Origin of the sequence: Prosthecobacter sp. SYSU 5D2 (assembly GCF_039655865.1) — a bacterium.
Classification (GTDB): domain Bacteria; phylum Verrucomicrobiota; class Verrucomicrobiia; order Verrucomicrobiales; family Verrucomicrobiaceae; genus Prosthecobacter.
In genome coordinates, this window is record NZ_JBBYXL010000002.1 from 276044 (window position 1) to 296472 (window position 20429).

A 20429-nucleotide genomic window follows, 5' to 3' on the forward strand; every position below is an offset into this window, starting at 1 on the left:
GGAAAATCAGTTGGTGACGTTGGCGGACTCCAGCAGGCGCGGGTCACGGCAGGGATACAGGCTGTATTTGGAAAGGCTGCGCAGAAAGAAGAAACCGGAAGTGCCCACCACCGCAAGCAGGGCGACGATGTCTCCGATCCAGGCTCCGGCGACCCAGTAGCCAAGGCCCAGGGAAGGACCGCGCTCAGGAATGACGTTCCAGTAGATGTCCACCAGATGCATGAACAGAATCCAAAGACAGACCACGGAGATCACAGCGGGATTCTTTTTGCGCGGCTGGGAGAGAAGAAGGACGAAAGGGCCGATGAAGTGGCCGACCACGATGAAGATGGACACCCAGCGCCAGCCTTCCGTGTTACGGGTCAGGTAGAAGCGTGTTTCTTCGGTGATATTCGCGTACCAGATGAGGAAATACTGGCTGAAGGCGATGTATGCCCAAAACACCGTGAAGGCGAAGAGCAGCTTGCCCATCAGGTGGTAATGTTCTTCGGTGACAACCTGCTTCAGGTAACCAAGGCCTTTGAGCCAGGTGACAAGCAGGATCGTCAGGGCCATGGAAGCCCAGGCGCAGCCGGCGAAGATGTAAACGCCCCACATGGTGGAGAACCAGGAGTAGTCCAGCGTCATCAGCCAGTCCACGGCGGCGAAGGTGACCGTCAGGGCAAAGAAGAGCAGCCAGCGGCAGGAGAAGGAACGGGCGGAAATGGTGTGCTTGATGTCACCATCCTTATCCTGGTCTGTGGACTTTTTGCGCAGCCTGTAGGCAATGTAACCGAGGATCAGGAAATAGATGACGAAACGTGCCTGCCAGAAATCCACATTCAAATAACCGTATTTGGAAACCAGGATGTGCAGATGCGGGTTTTCCAGAGACATGTGATGGAGTGCGTCCTTCACCGAGTGCATCTCATGGTGGTCGTCACCTTCGGTGGCGGGGGCGGCGTGGGCTGCAGCGCCCTGCTCATGGGCGATGAGGAGTTCCTTCGCCTCGCGGTGATGGTTCATCCACTCATAGAGAGGGGACTGCACCTGGGGAATCAACAGAGGAATACCAAGGAGACCGACGATCAAAGCCATGCTGGCCATCTGCTCCCATAGGCGGCGGATGGCCACGCCCCAACCAGAGTTGGAGGCACTGTGCAGCAGGATCCAGAAACAGCCGCCGCACACAAAGGTGAAGGCAAAGAAGAAGGCGAAGAGCCAGCTGTAAGCAAAGACGTCCGTCTGGGCAAAAAACAGATAGGCGGAGCCAAGAAGGCCCAGCGCACCGGCGGCCCCGAAGGCTCCGATGAGCTTGCTGCCCTTGGCGGTTTCGAATTTCTCACCGCCCGCAGGCAGATCGTTGAATGTGACGTGGTGACTCATGCCTTGAAATGCCTGCTGTTACTGGACGGACACGTTGTTTTCCTTCACCGCCACCTGCATGGCGCGGATGTAGGCCACGATGGCCCAGCGATCTTGAACGGTGATGCTGCCGCCGTAGGGGCCCATCAGTCCTTTGCCGTTCGCGATCACATCATAAATGGCTCCGTCTGCACGGTAGGCACCCGGATTTGAAGGATCAGTGCTGCCGGGCTGGTGGAAATTAAAGGCGGTCATGATGCCGTATTTGGACGTCACGCCCTTGCCGTTGCCGGAGGCTCCATGGCAAACGGTGCAATAAATGTTATATTGGCGCTCGCCGCGCTCCAGCAGTGCCTTGTTCAGCGTCACTTCCTTCGGCAGGCCGTCACCGTAATAGTCACCGATCTTGCCCGTGCTGTAGTAGTCAAGACCGTTGGCGAAGCCATACTGCGGCGGCTTGAAGTCCGGGGCGGAGGCAGGCTTGGCGGGGATCTCGAAGCCCACTGGCACGGTGCCTTTCACTGGACGGCGTGCGCCAAGGCCATCGGCAAAGAAATCGCTATGGGCCTGGTACTTCACCTTGGCTTGGTGATCCATGTCCTGGAAGATTTCGAGGGGCGGCAATTCGGACTTGCTGCCACGAGTGCCGAAGGCGGCGATGATGATCGCGGCAACAAAGAGGTAGCTGAGGAAAAAATATTTCATGGAGCGAGCTGGCAGGGAGTGCCTGATCAGAGCTTGTGAAAAATTTCACAAGCAGGCGAAGATTAAAAACTCGCGGTCACATTGCAAGGACGATTTCGAATTTCTCTGGCCTATTTCATGCCAGGAGAAAATCGCCCCAAAAATGCCACCGGACTCAGCGGATGATGATCTTGAAGGCGGCCTGCCCCTGCTGATCTTCGGAATTGGAGACCAAAAGCTGGCCCAAATGATGCCCCGTGCGCCAGGGCGCACCGTTGATGGGTTTTGTCTGCAGCAGGTAGGCACCAGTCCCCGCATTGCGGAAAGTGGTGATGCTGTTGCTGAAGGGGGCGGCCTGTCCCGGCACTTCAAAATGCTCCATGAGCGTGAAGTGGTTTTTGTCCAGCTCCGTCACGGGCCAGCCTGCGCAGGTGACGATGACCAGCAAATTGGCCGGCTGGAGGTTGCCATTGGCCGCGAGACCTTGTGAGGTCTGCACATTGACGGTCAGCGGGACGGTCTTGGGCAGGGTGGAGAGCGGTGGGGGCGGGGCTGCCGCTTCGATCACCGGTTCCGGAACGATTTCCGGCTCAGGCACTGGAACAGGCGCAGCTTTCACCGGCTCCACGGCCTTTGGGGCGGGCTTGGGGAGTGCCTTGGGAGCCGGTTTCGACACGGCTTTTGCAGCCGGTCTGGTGGCGGGCTTCGCTGATGCAGGTCGCGCTGGCGCTGGTTTTGCACCCTTTTTGGCTGCTGCTTTGACCGCTGGTTTTGCGGCCACAGGCTTGGATTTCACCGCAGGGGCCGGTTTCTTGATGCTGGCAGCAGCTTTCTTTGCGGCCGCTTTGGAGGGCATAGGTTTTTTGGCCATGTCGCGGAATTTTTTCAGATTTCCGGTTAGGCTATGCGAATATGGCCAGAAGTGTCCAGCCCCGTCTTGTCACGGGGATTTACCGGCGGGTGCTCCTCCCCCGGCGGGTGCTCCTCCCCCGGCGAGGCTCAAGCCGCCGGCGAGGCTCAAGCCGCCGGCGTGGAGGCAATGGCGGCCACCACGCGGTCCATCTCCGCCTCCGTGTTATAAAAATGCGGGCTGAAGCGCAGATACGCTTTCCCAGCGCGGTCATAGCGCAGGGAGGGACTGATCTTCTGCGCCGTCAGATGGTCAAAGATCTGCGTCAGGCTGGCTCCATAATGCCCGTCCTCCCGCCAGGTGGTGGTGATACCGGAGGCATTTGGCCCGGTCGTTGGCCCCAGGAAGCGGAAGCCCAGCGGTTCCAATCCCTCTACAAGCCGCGCTTTCAGCCGCAGGAGTTGCTCACTGACGGCAGGAATACCCTTTTCTAAAAGCAGCTCCAGCCCGGCCTTCATGCCTAAAATACCCGCCACATTTAAAACCCCCGGTTCATAACGTCGGCCACCCTTCTCAAAGGCGATCTCCTCCTGGGCGATGAAATTCGGACTCTGCACGTTCCACGATCCCAGCAGGGTGGGCCGCAGGCGTTCCTGCACTTCTTCGCGCACATAAACGACCCCCGCTGCCATCGGCCCCAGCATCCATTTGTGAGAGTCTGCAGAAAGGAAATCCACATAGTCCACCCGCGTCTCGAAGGCCCCCAGCGTCTGAATGGCATCCAGGCAAAAAAGCACCCCGCGTGCCCGCAGCATCTGGCCGATGGCGTCAATCTGGATGCGATAGCCACTGAGAAAGTGGCAGGAAGCCAGGGCCACCAGCTTCGTTTTTGGTGTCAGCAGGGCTTCCACAAGTTCCGGGGTGATGGCCCCGGGGGCCTGCGGTTTCAAAAGTTTCACCACCACGCCATGGCGGGCCAGATCCGTCCAGGGATAGACATTGGCCGGGTAATCATCCTGATAGCACACCACTTCATCCCCTGGCTGCCAGTCCAGCCCGTTGGCCACCAGGCTCAGCCCCAGGGAGGTGGGGCCCAGGAGGGAGATCTCACTGGCCTTGGCCCCCAGCATCTGCGCGGCCACCACCCGGCACTCACTCACCGCCCGCCAGGCTTCCGGGAATTCCTGCATCCGCCGGCAGCTTTCCTCCAGGTAGTCCTGCATCACTTTGGTGACCCGGCGTGGCAGGATGGTCACCCCGGCATGCGCCAGGAAAATGCTCTCCTGGGCGATGGGGAATTCAGCCAGGCGGTCAGCTTCGGTGGGAAAAAGGGACATGCCAGACATACGCCTGGAAATGCGGCCCGCGCAAGATCACGGCGCGGGCACCGGCACCGGCGCGCCCCGGTAAATGCCATCAAACCACCCGCGCCCGGCATACCGCCGGGTATTTTCCGTCTCCACCTGCAGATAACGGCCTGTTTTCGTCAGGCGCACCCGCGCCTGCTGGGCTTCCTCCTTTACCTCGGCGTCCTTGACCACGGCCTCGGCCACCAGAGTCCCATTTTTCTCCTCGCGCATCTCCTCTGGCTGAAAAGTGGCCTCCAGGGTGGCGGCTTCATCTCCGGGCATCCGGTAGTTCACCAGGGTGGCACGCAGCTTGCCATCCTGACCCAGGCGCAGATTGATATGGGCCCCGCCCAGGTCAAAATAATCTCCCTCCCAGCCCAGGCCGGTTTTGGGGTCCGGCAGCGTTTCCACGAAGTAGTATCCACGCGCAGTGGCCTGCGCCACATTCACCCAGTCCTTGGCCGTTTTATCTGTCACGGACGCTTTTTCACTTCCTGCACCCGAGGGCTGGCTGGAAAAAAGGTCCACCCACTTCTGCCGCAGCGCAGGCCATTGCTCCTTCCACAAGTCCAGCGCAGGCCGGTCTTTACGGTCCCAGCTTCTTGTGCCGGCCTTTAGGGAATTTTGCAGCCGCTCATCCGCCGCCTGGAATTCCTTTTTGGCCAGTTGCAGCAGCTTGCTGTCATTCACCCGGCGGTAGCTGCCATTGATCCCGGCATCCACCGGAGCCTTTTGCTGGGGCTTGAAATCCACCTCGATCTTCGATTCGCTGATCTTTGCCACAAACTGCACACCCGGATCCTCCCCCTCATTCACCATTCTGGAAAAAAACATCTCCTTGTCACTGCGGCTTCCCTGGCCCGTCCACACATTCATGGACCCTGGGTCACCTGCGAAGCGGACGAGGACGCGAGTCTTGCCAAAATCTCCCGCCTCCAGCGTCAGATACCGTTTCGTCGCTTCATCGTAATACACGGGCGCTTCGGCTGGCGAGGCCGCAGGAGAGGACCAGGACACCCAGAAAAGGACCAGACTCAGGGAAAAGGCGCGCATGCAGCAAAACACACCTGATTTTGTCCTAAAAGGCAAGTTTCCCGTCAAACTTCGTCATTTTGAGAACAGGACCTAACAGGATAAGCAAAATGTTTCCTTTGCTACCCTCTCGCAGCGCGCTAGCATCACCCTCCCATGAATTCTGAGGTCCAAAACTTGGTCGCGGCAGGCAAACTTGCCTCCGCTGACGGCGAAAAATTATCGAAACTCGAACCCGGCACCTTCTGCCTGCACAAAAGCTGGGGCGTAGGAAAAGTGGTGCAATGGGACCTGATGGGGGACCGCATCATTCTGGATTTTGAAGACAAGCCCGGCCACGGCCTGAAGCTGTCCTTTGCCATCACCTCCCTGGAAATCCTTCCGGGGGAGCACCTGCTGGCACGCCGCCTGTCCGATCTGGAAGGCCTGAAAAACCTCGCCAAGACCAAGGTCACCGAACTCATCGAGCTGGCCCTCAAATCCTCCGGCAGCTCCATGTCCCTGGATGATCTGGAGCGCCTGCTGAAGCCCCGCATCGTCACCGAGGGTGAATACAAAAAGTGGTGGGAATCCGCCAAAAAGACCCTCAAGACCGCCCGTCACATCGTCGTCCCCTCCAAGCGCACGGAACCTCTCGTCCTGCGTGACAGCGCTGAAAAACCCGGCGGCGTCATGGTGCAGAACTTTCTGGCCAAGCGCGATCTGAAAGGCAAGCTCGGCGTCCTCGCCCTCATCCAGAAAGATCTGGACCTCTTCGAAGATCCCGGCACCGAGCTTGTCCCCGTCTTCCAGGACATTTCCGATACCGTCCGCAAAGCCTGGAAGCTCCACCTCAAGGACAGCCTTCAGCTTCTCCTGGCGCGCGATGAACTCATCGAATCCATCGAAAACGCTTCCGCCCCCATGGGCTCCATGAAGGTGGCAGACCTCGTCTGCGAAGCCAAGCCTCTCCTGGCCGAAAACATCGGCGGTCTGCCCGTCAGCCAGCTTGGCCGCATGTACCGCGCCTTCCCGGAGGCCTTCCCGGAGCGCGTCTGGGTGCCGGAAATCCTCAACCACCTTACCCGCACCGGCGGCCGTGCCGTGGCGGAAATCGCCGTCGTGCTGGATGCCAATGGCGAGCTGGAAGTGCTGACCGAATTCCTCAAGAAATCCGTCCGTAACCGCACCCTCAGCGCTGATCTGCTCATCTGGATCTGCAAAGAGCGCAAAGGCCTGGCCCAGTCCGTGTTCAGCATTGACCTTGGCAACGCTATCCTGGACGCCTGCGAAGACGACCACGTCCAGGGCGGACCCAAGCGCACCGGCCGCCTGGCCGACCAGCTCTCGGATGACAAAACCCTCGTCCAGGAAATGGTGCAGGATACGGATGCCGAGTCCCTGCGTAACTTTGCCAAACGTCTCATGAGCAGCTCCGTCCTGGACGAGCTGACCCGCCGTTCCCTCCTGGCCCGCGTCATCAAGGCCCGTCCTGAAATGGAAGCCTTGATGTCTGAAAACGCCGAGTCCCGCGAGGACAACCGCCTCATCGTCTCCTGGGACAGCCTGGAGAAGAAAAAAGCCGAGCTTGACGAACTCGTTAACGTCAAGATCCCGCACAACAAGAGCGAAATCCAGATCGCCAAGGAAGAAGGCGACCTTCGCGAAAACGGCGGCTACAAAGCCGCCCGCGACCAGCAGGCCGTGCTCAACCGCATGAAGGACCAGCTTGAGCGTGAAGTCGGCCTCTCCCGCGGCACCGACTTCGCCAACGTCGCGACCGACAAGATCGGCATCGGCACCATGGTGGACTTCCAGGATGTCACCTCCGGCGAAACGGAAACTTACACCATCCTCGGCGCCTGGGACGGCGACCTGGACAAAAACATCGTCTCCTACCTCTCCGAGATCGCCAAGGTGCTCATCGGCAAGGTCGTGGGTGATGAAGTCGAAATCCCAACTGACGACGGCACCGGTCGTAAAGTGAAAGTTCTCGCCATCCGCGCCTACAACACCGGCGCGTGATCTGAGATCAGACTTCGATATTCAATCCTGGGGGCGATGCGAAAGCATCGCCCCTTTTGCGTGCGGCGTATCTTCTGGCGTTATGGACGATCCTTCTCACGAAACCCCGCCCCTCCGCCAGCGCATCGAGGAAGCGTATCTGCATGAACTGCGCTCCGAGGGCCGGGCACCTGTTTCCGTCTTCCGCCTGTGCCAGGGACTGGGCATCACGGAGCGGGAGTTTTTCAGCGAATTCTCCTCACTGGAGGCTGTGGAGCGGCAGTGGTGGCTGGCGAGGTTGGAGCACGTCATCCAGTCGGTGGAAAGCGGCCCGGAGTGGCAGGGTTTCACCGCCCGGCAGCGGCTGCTGGCCTTCCTCTTTGCTTTTGTGGAGGCTTCCATGGATTTCCGAAGCCTGCTCCTGGTACGGCTGGGTCATGCACTGCCAGTCCAGCCCGTGCGTGAGTGGGCCGCGCTTGAGGAGCGCTATGAGGAGTTTGCCAGGGGCATTCTCATGCATGGGCGCGCCCAGGGAGAGATCATGGCCCGGGGGCCGCTGTCGGCAGCCTATCCAAAAGTGTTGCGGGTCCTGCTGCGCAGCGTCATGGCTTTTTATCTGAAGGATGACAGTCACAAATTCGAGCGCACGGATGCCTTCATTGAAAAATCCGTCACCGTGCTCTTTGACCTCATGGGCCGCCAGGCGCTGGATTCCGGCTTTGACCTCGTGCGCTTTCTTTTACCGGGAGGCCTGCACCGCGCCTGACCATGGCCGCTGAGCAACCTGCCCAGGAAAGCATCCGCAGCACCCCGCTCACCCGCATGGCGGACCTGGCGGGAACGGGCGCGCGCGTGGGGATGAACTACCTCAAATACTACGGCCAGCGCGCCGTCAGTCCCACGTCTTCGCAGGCGGACCTGCGCCGTGAACTGGATGAGGTGAATGCACGGGATGTCTATGCCTCCTTCAGCCGTCTTAAAGGCGGGCCGCTGAAGCTGGCGCAGATGCTCAGCATTGATGACAACCTGCTGCCCCCGGCCTATTCCGCGCAGTTTTCTCAAGCGCAGTATTCTGCTCCGCCCCTGTCCTGGCCGTTGGTCCGCCGCACCTTGGAACGCGAGTTTGGCCAGCCGGTGGAATCCCTTTACGACAGCTTTACTCCGCAGGCCGCTCACGGTGCCTCCATCGGCCAGGTGCATCAGGCCACCCGCGCCGGGAAAAAACTGGCCGTGAAAGTCCAGTATCCAGGCGTGGCCGATTCCATGCGCAGCGACCTCCGTGTCGTCAAACCGGTGGCGCTACAAATCCTCGGTTTGCGGGAGGAGGACATCGCCCATTATTTCCAGGAGGTGGAAACCCGCCTGCTGGAGGAGACGGATTACGTGGCTGAGCTGAGGCGCAGCCAGGAGATCGCCACCGCCTGCGCCGCGCTGCCGGGTTTGCGCTTCCCCGCCTTTTATCCCGACCGCTGCTCCGCCCGCGTGCTCACCATGGACTGGATGGAGGGCATCACCCTGGACCGCTTTGCCGCCGGCGATGCCACCCAGGAAGAGCGGAACCGCATCGGCCAGGCGTTGTGGGATTTTTACCAGCATCAGATCCACGTCTTGTATCTCTTCCATGCCGACCCCCATCCAGGGAATTTCCTCGTGGCGGAAGGCCAGCTCATCGTCCTGGATTTCGGCTGTACCCGTGCCATCACCCCGGAGTTTCATGCCAAGCAGTTCGCCTTTTTAAACCCGGCCCTGCTGGATTCTGAGGCCGCTCTGGAAACCGCCCTCCGTGACATGGACGTACTCCTGCCGGCCGATGGCCCCGCCCAGCGCAGCAAGATCCTGGACCTCGCCCGCCAGTCCATTGAGCTGCTCACCCGGCCTTTTCAGACTGAGAGCTTTGACTTCGCCGATCCCGCCTTCATGCAGGCTATTTACTTGATGGGCGATGCCAACCGCCAGGATCGCAGTCTGCGCTCCCTGCGCGGTGCCCGTGGCCGCTCAGAAAGCGTGTATTTAAACCGTGCCTTCTTCGGCCTCTTCAGCCTCTTGCACCGCCTCCGGGCCAGGGTGGAGACGCGGTGAAACCCGCTCCAACCTGTTCATATTGTGTACCTTCGTGATGTTTTAGCCATTCCGTGTTAGGCTGGGTCCCGATCATGCTTTGATACAAAGGGCGTCCCCCCCTTTTGTCATGAATTTGCCCCCCCCTGTCCGCCTGCGGACCCTAGGTGCTGCTGTCCGCGCGGTGCTGCTGGTCACGATATTGCACCCCTGCCTTCCCATCCCGGCTGCCAATCTCACCTGGGATACGGACGGCACCGCAGGTGGCGCTACCGGCGGCACTGGAATCTGGGATCTCTCCGCCCTGCATTGGAACAATGCGGGCACCCTCCAGGCCTGGCAGAATACCGTCAGCCACGCCGCCATTTTCGGTGGTACTGCTGGCACCGTGACTTTGGGCAGTCCCATCGCAGTCACAGGAATGACGTTTAACAGCAGTGGTTATTCCATCGTCGGTGGAGCTCATATGCTGACCTTGGGCGGCTCGGTCAATACCGTCACGGCCACCCACACCGCTTCCATTTTGGCGGATATGACCCTCTCGGCAAATACAAGTTTTGTCGGTGCGGGAGACCTGACCATCGAAACAGGCAGCACCATTGCAGGGGCCGGTTTTAATCTTTCCAAAGGCAACGCAGGCACTCTGACTTTGGGTGCTGAGATCGTAGATGCGGGCTCTCTTTCCGTCTCGGGTGGGGTGCTGGATCTCACTGGCAGCATGACCCGCACCCTTTATGCCACGGCCGGGTCATTGTCGGTCAGCGGCGGTGCTGTGCTGAATATTTATGGCACTTTGGGGACCTCCGCCGCTATTCCGACGGCGCAGACGGCCTTTTCTGGAAACAGCGTGACCAATATCTACGGCACCGCCTACATGTCCGGGGGCTCCTCCACCTTCAGGATCGGAGAGGGGACCAATGCGACGGTCAATGTGGTGGGTGGCACTTTGACCATTGGCACATCTTCTGCCGGAGTGGCTTTAGGGCGGGGGGCGGCGACCGCCAGCGGCTTTCTCAACATCTCCGCTGGGTCCATGATCCTGGCCAGTAATACCAACGTCTTCCGTGTGGGGGCAGGTTACTCCAATCCGGACAATAGCGGTGCCAGTGTGGTCACCCTGTCAGGCACAGGTCTTCTGGAAACACAGACAACGACTGGAACCATCCTTCTGGGGTCCAATCTGGCCGGCAATACCGCCAGCACCGGCACCTTTCACCTCGATGGAGGCACCTTGGCCACCAACCGCACCATCATTGGCGGGTCCGCGGGGGCCTCCTATTTTAACTTCAATGGCGGCACGTTGAAGGCCAATGGAACTACCGTCACCCTGGCCTCCTCCCTGACCACCGTCAATGTCCGCGACGGCGGCGGGACCCTTGATACTAACGGCTTCGATATCAATATCGCCAAAGGCATGACTCATTCCGACATCGAAGACGATGCAGCGGTGGATGGCGGCATCACTAAAACCGGCACAGGCATCCTCACCTTCAGCGGCTCCGAGGCCAATACCTACAACGGTGTCACCACCCTCAAGGCTGGCGAGCTGCATCTCAACAAGGACGCGGGCGTCATGGCCATCGCGGGAAATATCACCCTGGGGGATGGCACCACCAGTGTTTTGCTGAAGCTGCTCGCCACGGGCCAGATCGCCGATACCAGCGTGATCACCCTGAACGGTACCGATGCCGATGCAGGCCTCTTCCAGCTCAATGGCATGAGCGAGACCATTGGCGGACTCATCAGCACCGGTGGTGCGGGTATGGTGGAAAACCAAAGCGCCACCGCCGCCACGCTCACACTGAACAATGTGGGCAGCCATAATTTCAGCGGCTTGCTGCGCAACGGCAGTCTGGCCGGCATACTCTCTTTGACCAAACAAGGCGCAGGCACACAGATCCTCAGCAGCATCGCCACTTATACGGGCGTCACCACCATTGACGATGGCACCCTCCAGTTCGGCGTGAACAGCGCGCTTACCGGTACCTCCAGCGTCATCATCGCCGGGGCAGGAAGCACCGTTCCCGCCACCCTGAGTATCAATGGTTATACCTGGACGGCCCCCGCCCTCACCTTTTACAATGCCACCTCCACAGCCACCAGCCAGGGCGTCATTGACATCGGCACAGATGGCGTGCTGACACTGAGCAGCACCCTGACGGTCAACAATGACAACCAGCCTCTGGGTGCCCTCATCACCGGCGGGACCCTGGATTTTGGCGGGGCCACCCGTACCTTTGCCATTGCCGACAGCAGCAATGCCGTGGCGGACCTTACCATCACCTCCAACATCACCTCCACAACTGGAGGCCTGCTCAAAACAGGCACTGGCACCCTTCGGCTCACCGGAGGGGTGACTTTGGCCGGGGGCATGAATGTCAGCAATGGCGTGCTGGAAGTTGGCGGCACCGTCAGCACCAGCACTTTTAACACGGTCATCGGTTCCATTCTCCCTGGCACCTTGCGCCTAACCGGAGGTTCCTACTCGACGACCACTGCCTCCGTCGGCACCATCAGCAACCAGAGCGGGGCCCTCATCGTCACGGGAGGAGATTTTGTTACCACCACTACCAGCACCTCATCCGGGATCCGGGTTGGTGAGAATGGCTACGGAGGGTTATTCCTTTCCGGCGGCACCATTTCTACGCAGCGGGTGGATACTTGGGACGGCTCGGCAGCGTCCTCAGCAGCGGTCATACAGATCAGCGGAGGCATACTCAATACCGCCAACTACATCATGCTGCGCAATGAGCGCTGGGAATTCACGATGACGGGCGGGGAGGTACGTCGAACGGGGGATTACATCGCCCTGGGCTTCCGCAGCGGTAGCTCGGTGGGTAATGCCACCACCACCAACCAGGGAGCCATGACTGTGGCGGGCGGCACGGTTAACAATGCCGGTTTCTTGGTCACCATGGGGCAGCAAAACAATGCCTCCGCCCTGGGCACCATCCACCTGAACCTGAATGCAGGCACCCTGATTACCAACCAGATCATCCTCTATAACTCTAATGATTCGGGAACCCGTGGGCATGTGAATTTTAACGGCGGCCTGCTACGTGCGAGTGTCAGCCAGGCCAATTTTGTGACTGTGTCCGGCTCCACAGGAACTGGCTCCCTCACCGCTTACGTCAATGGTGCTTTCGGGGCCTTTGACGGCGGGGCGGTGATTGATTCCAACGGAGTTAACATCACTATCCCCATTGCTCTTTTGACCCCCACCGGGGACGGCGTCTCTGCCATCCCGCTGATCTCCGGCGGCAGCGGTTATATCGGCGCGCCGTATGTTGAGATCACCGGCGGCGGCGGCAGCGGAGCCACCGCCTCCGCCACTGTGGACCAGGATCCCACCAGCGCCACCTACGGCCAGATCCTCAGCATCACCGTCACCAATCCGGGCATCGGATACACCGCCGCGCCCACCATCACCCTCATCGGCGGCGGCGGTACTGGAGCGGCCATCGGCACCGTCACCACTTTGACCAATACTTCCGGCGGACTCACCAAAAGCGGCACCGGCATTCTTACCCTTTCGGGTGCGGCAGAAAACACCTTCACCGGCACATCACAGATCCTGGCCGGGGAGCTTCATCTGGCCAAGACCGCCGGCGTCACCGCCCTGGCCGGAGACATCCACATCGGCGACGGCAGTGCCAGCGCCGTGCTGCGTCTAACCAATAGTAACCAAATTGCCGATACCAGCGTGGCCAGCTTCACAGGCAGCGGAGCCGCCGCCGGCACCTTCCGCCTGAACAACCAGAGCGAAACCATCGGCGGCCTTAGCAGCAGCGGCGGCGCAGGCATTGTCGAAAATGAATCCGGCAGCGCCGCCACCAGCACCCTCACCCTCCAGGTGGCTTCCGGCATCCAGACCTTCAGCGGCATCCTCCGCAATGGTGACGGCAGCGGCACGGATGGCACCCTGGCCCTGGTTAAATCTGGCGCAGGCACCCAGGTTCTCAGCGGCCTCAATACCTACACCGGCAGCACCACCATCAGTGCAGGCATCCTCCAGCTCACCGGCATCGGCAGCACTGGAACCGGAGCCGTTACCGTGGCCAACGGCAGCACCCTCTCCGGCACAGGCACCGTCCGTGGCAGCAGCTTCACCGCCGCCAGCGGAGCCATCATTCATGCGGGGGATGGGACCGATGCCGCCAGCTTCGGCACCTTGCAGTTCTCCCCCATCTCCGGAAACGGAACCTTGGATTTCCAGGCTGGAAGCGTCATCATCCTGGGGCTTAATCCGGGGGGCATCTCCGATCTCCTCAGTTTCACAGGCACCAGTGAGACCAGCCTCCTTTTGAATGGCGGCCTCACCATCACCGCCCCTGGCTTTACTCCCACCGCTGAACAGACTTTCAATCTCCTCGACTGGACCGGACTCATCTCCGCCCCCACCTTTGCCAGCCACTACAGTTCCGGCGGCTACCTTTACGGTAATGGCGAGGAGGCCACGGGGCTGGACCTGCCGGACATCTACGGCAGCGGCTACGCCTGGGACCTCAGCCAGTTCACCACTAACGGCTCCCTCCACCTCATCTACGTCATTCCGGAACCTTCCCGCGTCTTCCTTCTCCTCGTCTCCCTTGGCTGCCTCATCAACCGTCGCAGACGCTGATCACGTTCCGATCTTCTCAGCGACCGCTTGCGGTGGCTGCCGGCCGCCGTCATGATCTCAGGCTTATGACTTCTGCCATCATTGTCGCCGCCGGGAGCAGCCGCCGGATGGGTTTTAACAAGCTGCTGGCGCCGCTGGCCGGAATCGCTGTACTGCATCGTACGTTAGGCCGGTTTCAGGCCTGTGCGGAGGTAGCGGAGATCATTGTCGTGGGCGGGGAGGAGGTGCGGCAGGCGGTGGAGTCCTGGCGGCAAGAGCTGCCGAAGCTCGGGGCCGTCATCGCCGGAGGGGCTGAGCGGCATCTGTCCGTGTGGGCGGGCCTGCAAGCTTGTGCGCCGGATACGGAAATCATCGCGGTGCATGACGGCGCACGGCCTTTGATCCAGCCGGGCCAGATCAGCCTGTGCATTGCGGCGGCCCGTGAAAAAGGGGCGGTGGCCTGTGCCCGGCCCATGACGGAGACGATCAAGCGGGCGGATGCGCAGGGCCGGATCACGGAGTCCCTGGACCGCTCGGGTGTGTGGGTCATGGAGACCCCGCAGGTCTTTCAGCGGGATCTGCTCATCCGGGCCTATGAAGCGGTGATCCAGGATGGAGCCCTGGTCACGGATGAGGTGTCCGCCGTCCAGCATATCGGGCAGGCGGTCACCGTGGTGGAAAACACCACGCCGAATCCCAAGATCACCTTTCCGTCGGACCTGGTCCTGGCGGAAAGGTTTCTGGATTGAACTGAAAGTCAATTAAACCTCAGTGCCGGGACGGTACTGGCGCTTGACCAGGGCGTTGGCAGCTTCATTGCCGGGGATCAGCAGACCGGGGGCGTCCCAGGCGATGTCCTGGCCGGGGAAGGCGCTGGCCAGGCAGCCCAGGAGGACGGCCTCGGTCAGCGGACCGGCGTAATCGAAATTGGCGCTGGGTTTTTCGCCTCCGTTGAGGCAGCAGTCCACAAACTCCAGGTAGTGGTTGCGGGGCTCCAGTTTGGGGTATTTGAAACCGGTGAATTTCTCCCGTGGGTGCAGCGTGGGCGTGGTCAGGTGAGGGGCCAGGAGGACACCGTCTGTGCCGATGTAAAGGCTGCCCTGGCCGGGGAATTTGGCCAGGTCCGTCACGGCCATGGACATCACTTCCTCCGGCGGACGGGCATCCCCGTCGTACCAGGTGACCTTCACCGTGTCCGCCGCGGTGTGGGCGGTGCCTTTGAAGGTGTATTCCACGACGGCATTGATGGCCCAGTTGGTGGCATTCAGCGGCGCAGGGCCAGTGGATTTGACGCTGACTGGGGCCGCCAGATTCAGTGCGCGGAACCAGCCGCTGAACATGTGGCAGCCCATGTCACCCAGGGTGCCGGTGCCAAAGTCACGGCGCTTGCGCCACTGGCCGGGGTGGTAATAGCCCTCAATGTAGGGCCGGTCGGTGGCCGTCCCCAGCCACTTCTGCCAGTCCAGCTCGGCAGGCAGCTGGTCGGTCTTTTGCGGCACGGGGTCCATGTCGCCCCAGAACTTGTTGGAAAAGGTGTGCACCTCTTTCACTTTTCCGATGGCACCTGACTGGATGATGTCCACCGCCATGCGCTCCGTGAAGGAGGAGGAGACCTGGATGCCCATCTGGGTCATCACACCGGTCTCGCGGGCTTTCAGCATCAGCTTGCGGCATTCATACAAGTTTTGCGCCAAAGGCTTCTGCCCATAGACATGCTTGCCATGTTCCATGGCCTTGAGGCCGATGGGTCCGTGCATGTGGTCCGGGGTGGAGACGTTCACGGAATCAATGTTCGCTGCCTCCTTTTCCAGCAGTTCCTTCCAGTCCTGGTAGAAACGCACTTCCGGCCAGCGCTTCTTCACCTCGTCGAATTTGCGGGTGTCCACGTCGCACACGGCCACCAGTTCCAGCATGGGGTGGTTGGAGAGGGACTTCATGTCCCCCATGGCCATGCCGGAGGCGCCGAAGGAAGCGTGACGCAACTTGCCGTTAGGCGAGGCGGCCTTCATGCCGGTGGTGATGAAAGGAGCGGCAAAGAGAGTGCCGGTGGCCTGGGCCAGAAAACGGCGGCGGGTGGTGAGGGCAGGGGAGGCAGGTGTCATAACGGGAAAAGATTACGGAAAACCGGAGCGGGTTCTTGGGTCAAAAAAAGCCGGATCTCCGCAAAGAGATCCGGCTGGCTGTCAATTCATAGGCAGTGCCGGAGCATCAGCCTTTCTTCTTCATAAATGCCATGGCACCAAAAAGAACGATGAGAAGCCCCATGCCGATCATGATGTAGGTCTGCGTGTTGGATTCTTCAACAGGGGGGACGTAGGCTGGGACCGGTGCCTGGGCCTGCGGCGGGTAGCTCTGTGGGGCAGGCTGCTGCTGCACGGGCGGGTTGGCCGCAGGGGCGGGGGCGGTCGCGGGTGCGCCGGGTGCCGGGACCGCCGTGCCGGGTGTGCCTGGGGCAGGTGCTGCACCGGGTGCCGGGGCCGTCGCACCGGGTGCGCCGGTTGCTGGCGCTGCACCGCCATTGGCCTGGGCCAGGATGCGGGCCACGCGGTCATCCACCGTGGCGGAGGCTGCACCGCCGATGGCGGAGGAGCCGCTGATCGCCGCCTGGGATGCCTGGCTCTTGCGGACCAGGTCAGCATACAGCTTCAGCAGCTTGGCCTTGAGGTCGGCAACAACTTCCTTGTAGTCAGGGACGTTGCTGAATCCCTGGATCCGCTCAAAGGCGGCGGCACCTGCCGTGTAATCTTCTTCACCGATTTTGCGGTAAACGTCCACGAATGCTTCATTGCGGGTTTTGAGCTCGTCCAGGTTCACCAGCGCGAGCCGGGCTTTTTCCGCCATGACGGCCTTCTGCATGACGCTGATGCTGCTCATGTCATACTTGTAAGGCTCGATCCAGCGCACACCGTTGCGTTTCATGGCTTCGGACTCGGCGCGCCATTTGTTCTTTTCCTCGTCAATGGCCGCCCGGGTGCGGGACTGCTCATCCTTTTCCATTTTACGCAGACCCTCTTCCCGCTGCTTGTTCAGGATGGGCTGCTCCCCGGCCATCTTGGTCAGGATGGATCCCAGCTTGTCCATGCTTTCCATGGCTTCCGTCACAGCCTCGGGATAGTAGGTGGAGGCAGTGTAGGGCGGGCGGCTCTTGAGAAATTTGTCATACACCTGGAGCGATTCGATCCAGTTGCCCTTGGCCTTTTGTTCACGCATCTCGACCAGCAGCTTGTAGGCCTCGATGTTATAAGCCTCAGCCTGGGTCTCGGTGGCGTTCAGCCATTTGCCCGCCAGCTTGGTTTCCCCGTTGGAGACTCTTTTCTTTTCTTCCTGAAGAGTGGCGGCGATGGCTTCAGCCTCCTTGGCTTCCGGGGTGCCTTCGTATTTGTTGATGAAGGGGCGGAGCTGGTCCTGGATGATCTGCTCATAACGGTCCGCCGGCAGCAGGTCCGCCGTCGGCAGCAGCTTTTTCAACTCGATCAGCTCCACTTCCTGCGGAGTCTGCTTGATCAGTTCCTGAATTTCATCCCTCGAAAAGTCCTTTTCATCCCAGATCTTGGGAGTCAGGCGGTATTTCATACGGATGGAGGTCGGCCCTTCGCTGAGGACATTGCCTTCATACTTGGTGCCATTTTTAAGGATCAAGATGTCGGCTTGGAGGAGGGACGTGCCGCAGAAGAATGCCAGCAGGGCAATGCGGGATCGGCTAGATTTCATGGCTCAGATGGAGAGAGGTAAGGATATGAACTGCAGGGCGGGAAATCCCCGCCGAATTAGATGATTAAATCTGGATTCGTTTCACGAGTAAAGAGTGAATCCGCATCATTTCTTCCTTATTGGCCATCAAATGGGCCTTGGTCAGCCGTTTGGGCGTCAGCCCGCCAGCCAATGGTCACGGTTGGCCCCGACAAACGCATCATCATGGAGATGGGGATAGGCCGCATACACCCGGTCAATTTCCTGCATCTGGCCGGCGCTGAGACCTTCATTCTCATCCAGGCACCACAGGCCCTCCAGCAGCCCCTGGCGGCGCAGCACCTCATGCAGCCCGGCGATGCAGCCATGAAAACCGTTGGCCGCATCAAAGAAGGCGGCGTTGCTGTCCGTCACCTCCGTCCCCAGGGCCAGCAGTTCCGGGCAGGCGGGTTCCCTCTGGCAGCGCTTCAGAAGCTCCACCGCCTGCCGTGTCCAGACGGACCAGTGGCCCAGCAAGCCGCCCACGATGCGGCGCTCCCGGCCCCCCAGGCGGAAGGGGGTGGTCAGGTCGGCCACGATGTTGTCATCATTGCCCGTGTAGAGGGCGATGTCTTCCCGCCCGGCGTCCATGACGGCGCGGATGACGTCCAGGGTCTGATAGCGGTTAAAGGGAGCCATTTTGATGGCGACCACGTTTTCAATCTCCGCAAACCGCCGCCAGAAGGAATAGGGCAGCACCCGTCCGCCGACACTGGGCTGGAGGTAAAATCCCACCACCGGAACCACCTCCGCCACAGCCCGGCAGTGGCAGATGAGCTCCTCCTCCCCGGCCTGGCTCATGGCCCCCAGGCTCAGCAGCCCGGCGTGGTAGCCCAGGTCATGGACCAGGGCCGCCTCCGCCACGGCCTGTGGCGTCTGCCCGCAGATGCCGGCGATGCGGACCAGCGGCCCGCCGCCGCTGCGGTCCATCTCTTCCGCCGCCAGGGACAGGACGGGTTTAAAAAGTCCGATGCGCGGATCGCGAATGGCAAACTGGGTGGTGTGCACCCCCACCGCCAAGCCGCCCACACCCGCAGCCAGGTAATAGCGGGTCAGCGCACGCTGGCGGCGCTCGTCCAGCCGGCGTTGCGCATTCAGCGCCAGCGGATGCGCCGGGATGGCCAGGCCCTGGTGCAGCAGGGAGCGGAGTTCAGAAGTTTCCATCGCGGGTTTCAAAGTGGGTGGGTTTGCCCAGGGAAGCGCCACCCTGGCGCACCCATTGGGCCGTCGCATGGATCATCTCCTCCAGCGTCACCGTTGGCGGGCCGAACCACTCGTAAGACCGGGAGGCATCAAAAAGCCACGCCGTGGGAGCCTCGCTGCCGGTGATGACTGCCGGTTTCCCCAGCAGGCTGCCAAACTGCTCCGCCACTGCGCGGATGGACACCCGCTCCAGCCCCGTGACATTGAGCGCGGGCGGGGGGCAGGCGGTGCGCTCCAGGCACTGGATGGCCCGCGCATTCGCATCCCCCTGCCAGATGATGTTGGCATGGCCCATGGTGACATCCACCGGCTGGCCCTGGGCCACCCTTTGCGCCACGTCATGCAGGACCCCGTAGCGCAGGTCAATGGCGTAGCTGAGCCGGAACATCAGCGCCCGCGTTCCCGTCTCCTTCGCATAGTGGGTGAAGATGCGCTCCCGGCCCACACAGGAGTTGGCATAGTCCCCCGGCGGCCCCAGGGCGTCTTCCTCACGCGAGCCCGGACCTGCCACCGGCATCAGGGGATACACGCAGGCCGTGGAAAAAACAACGATTCTGGAGCCCACATATCGGTCCGCCACTATGGCGGGCACGATCGTGTTCATCACCCAGGTCAGCTCCGGGGAGTCGTGCGTGCCAAATTTCTGCCCGGCCATAAAAATGACGTTGGCCACCTCCGGCAGGGCCTGCACATCGGCCCGGTCCAGCAGGTCGCAGGCCAGCGTCCGCACCCCGTGTACCTCCAGCTCCGCCGCCGCTCCCGGATTGGAAAACCGCGAGACGGCATAAACCGTCCGGTCTTTTTTCCCCACCGCATCGAACCCGCGTCGCAGCATGCGCGCCAGGGTCGGTCCCATCTTGCCACCGGCCCCCAGCACCATCACATCGCCGTCCAGGGCGCGCAGGGTATCCAGCACGCCCGGGGTGGGCAGGCTGAGCTGGTCTTCGAGGTCGTCTTGGGTGAGCAGGGGCTTCATGGTTAGGATGCAGTGTAACTCTGGCCGTGGCGGGATTGTGCGTCTTTTTATTACCTCTACCTGTCTGAATGGGCGTTTTTTAAAATCTATAAACGCATGATCCCCCGGGCCGCCGAATGAAAAAGGCAGCGCCGGAAAAAAGTGAGAATCCTTCTTGCCAGATGGCTTTGAAATTTGATAACTGTATTCTGACCGCATGAAAAATCGCATCGCCCTTACCATTCTCTCAGCCATGACGCTCTGCGGCGTCGCTTATGCTGACATCCAGTCCCCTCCCGGACACCACTATAACTGGAGCCGCAAGCTCAGCCGTGGCGTTGGCAATATTCTCTATGGCTGGACGGAGCCCTTTGACGTCTGGAGCCGCACCGTCAAGACCGACGGTGCTCATGCCGCTTTCAGCGACTTTTTTATTGAAGGCTTCAAGCGCACTGCTGTGCGTGCTGGCTACGGCGTGTATGAAATGGCCACCTTCCCGCTGCCGACTTACAAGCTGACCTACCGCCCGCCTTATTACCGCAAGCCGCAGATTGATCCATGGTGGGGTTACACCGAGTTCTCCCCTGAGCTCGGCTTTGCCTCCCAGGTGGATTACAACCGCACGAATGGCTGGTAATCAGA

The 20429-nt window shown here is 60.8% G+C and carries 15 protein-coding genes; 6 read left to right on the forward strand and 9 right to left on the reverse strand.

Annotated features, from left to right (window positions below; all coding sequences use genetic code 11):
• Positions 1–6: 6 nt before the first annotated feature.
• From WJU23_RS03875 to WJU23_RS03895, 5 genes are all read right to left on the reverse strand, one after another.
• Positions 7–1365, reverse strand: a complete 1359-nt coding sequence (locus WJU23_RS03875) for a hypothetical protein (RefSeq protein WP_346331221.1) — start codon at positions 1363–1365, stop codon at positions 7–9.
• An 18-nt stretch (positions 1366–1383) separates the two neighbouring features.
• A complete protein-coding gene (locus WJU23_RS03880; protein ID WP_346331222.1) occupies positions 1384–2049 on the reverse strand; it encodes a cytochrome c in 666 nt (221 codons plus the stop codon).
• A gap of 154 nt (positions 2050–2203) precedes the next feature.
• Complete coding sequence (locus tag WJU23_RS03885) at positions 2204–2899, reverse strand: hypothetical protein (protein WP_346331223.1); 696 nt, start codon at positions 2897–2899, stop codon at positions 2204–2206.
• 146 nt (positions 2900–3045) lie between these two features.
• Complete coding sequence (locus WJU23_RS03890) at positions 3046–4215, reverse strand: aminotransferase class V-fold PLP-dependent enzyme (protein WP_346331224.1); 1170 nt, start codon at positions 4213–4215, stop codon at positions 3046–3048.
• A 36-nt stretch (positions 4216–4251) separates the two neighbouring features.
• Positions 4252–5280, reverse strand: coding sequence for a hypothetical protein (locus tag WJU23_RS03895; protein WP_346331225.1), 1029 nt, complete (start codon positions 5278–5280; stop codon positions 4252–4254).
• A 135-nt stretch (positions 5281–5415) separates the two neighbouring features.
• On the opposite strand from WJU23_RS03895, the gene WJU23_RS03900 reads away from it, so the two are divergent.
• The 5 genes from WJU23_RS03900 to ispD all read left to right on the forward strand — a co-directional run bounded on the left by WJU23_RS03900 (position 5416) and on the right by ispD (position 14649).
• A complete protein-coding gene (locus WJU23_RS03900; RefSeq protein WP_346331226.1) occupies positions 5416–7263 on the forward strand; it encodes a GreA/GreB family elongation factor in 1848 nt (615 codons plus the stop codon).
• A gap of 82 nt (positions 7264–7345) precedes the next feature.
• Positions 7346–8008 carry a hypothetical protein gene (locus WJU23_RS03905; protein ID WP_346331227.1) on the forward strand — a complete coding sequence of 221 codons (663 nt, stop codon included), beginning with the start codon at positions 7346–7348 and terminating at the stop codon, positions 8006–8008.
• 2 nt (positions 8009–8010) lie between these two features.
• Positions 8011–9321 carry an AarF/ABC1/UbiB kinase family protein gene (locus WJU23_RS03910; RefSeq protein WP_346331228.1) on the forward strand — a complete coding sequence of 437 codons (1311 nt, stop codon included), beginning with the start codon at positions 8011–8013 and terminating at the stop codon, positions 9319–9321.
• A gap of 109 nt (positions 9322–9430) precedes the next feature.
• Complete coding sequence (locus tag WJU23_RS03915; RefSeq protein ID WP_346331229.1) at positions 9431–13921, forward strand: autotransporter-associated beta strand repeat-containing protein; 4491 nt, start codon at positions 9431–9433, stop codon at positions 13919–13921.
• A gap of 65 nt (positions 13922–13986) precedes the next feature.
• Positions 13987–14649 carry a 2-C-methyl-D-erythritol 4-phosphate cytidylyltransferase gene (gene ispD / locus WJU23_RS03920; protein WP_346331230.1) on the forward strand — a complete coding sequence of 221 codons (663 nt, stop codon included), beginning with the start codon at positions 13987–13989 and terminating at the stop codon, positions 14647–14649.
• A gap of 12 nt (positions 14650–14661) precedes the next feature.
• On the opposite strand, the gene WJU23_RS03925 is transcribed toward ispD, so the two are convergent.
• The 4 genes from WJU23_RS03925 to WJU23_RS03940 form a co-directional block, all read right to left on the reverse strand.
• Positions 14662–16002 (reverse strand): Gfo/Idh/MocA family oxidoreductase, encoded by a 1341-nt coding sequence (locus WJU23_RS03925; protein ID WP_346331231.1) that lies wholly within the window; start codon positions 16000–16002, stop codon positions 14662–14664.
• A 106-nt stretch (positions 16003–16108) separates the two neighbouring features.
• Complete coding sequence (locus WJU23_RS03930; RefSeq protein WP_346331232.1) at positions 16109–17611, reverse strand: PTPDL family protein; 1503 nt, start codon at positions 17609–17611, stop codon at positions 16109–16111.
• A gap of 156 nt (positions 17612–17767) precedes the next feature.
• Entirely contained in the window at positions 17768–18793 is a 1026-nt protein-coding gene (locus tag WJU23_RS03935; RefSeq protein ID WP_346331233.1) for a dihydrodipicolinate synthase family protein, read from the reverse strand.
• Positions 18780–19808, reverse strand: a complete 1029-nt coding sequence (locus WJU23_RS03940) for an NAD-dependent epimerase/dehydratase family protein (RefSeq protein WP_346331234.1) — start codon at positions 19806–19808, stop codon at positions 18780–18782. The genes WJU23_RS03935 and WJU23_RS03940 overlap by 14 nt, the downstream gene beginning before the upstream one ends.
• A 196-nt stretch (positions 19809–20004) precedes the next feature.
• Here WJU23_RS03940 and WJU23_RS03945 point away from each other — a divergent pair, with 196 nt between their 5' ends.
• Complete coding sequence (locus WJU23_RS03945; RefSeq protein ID WP_346331235.1) at positions 20005–20424, forward strand: exosortase system-associated protein, TIGR04073 family; 420 nt, start codon at positions 20005–20007, stop codon at positions 20422–20424.
• Positions 20425–20429 lie beyond the last annotated feature (5 nt).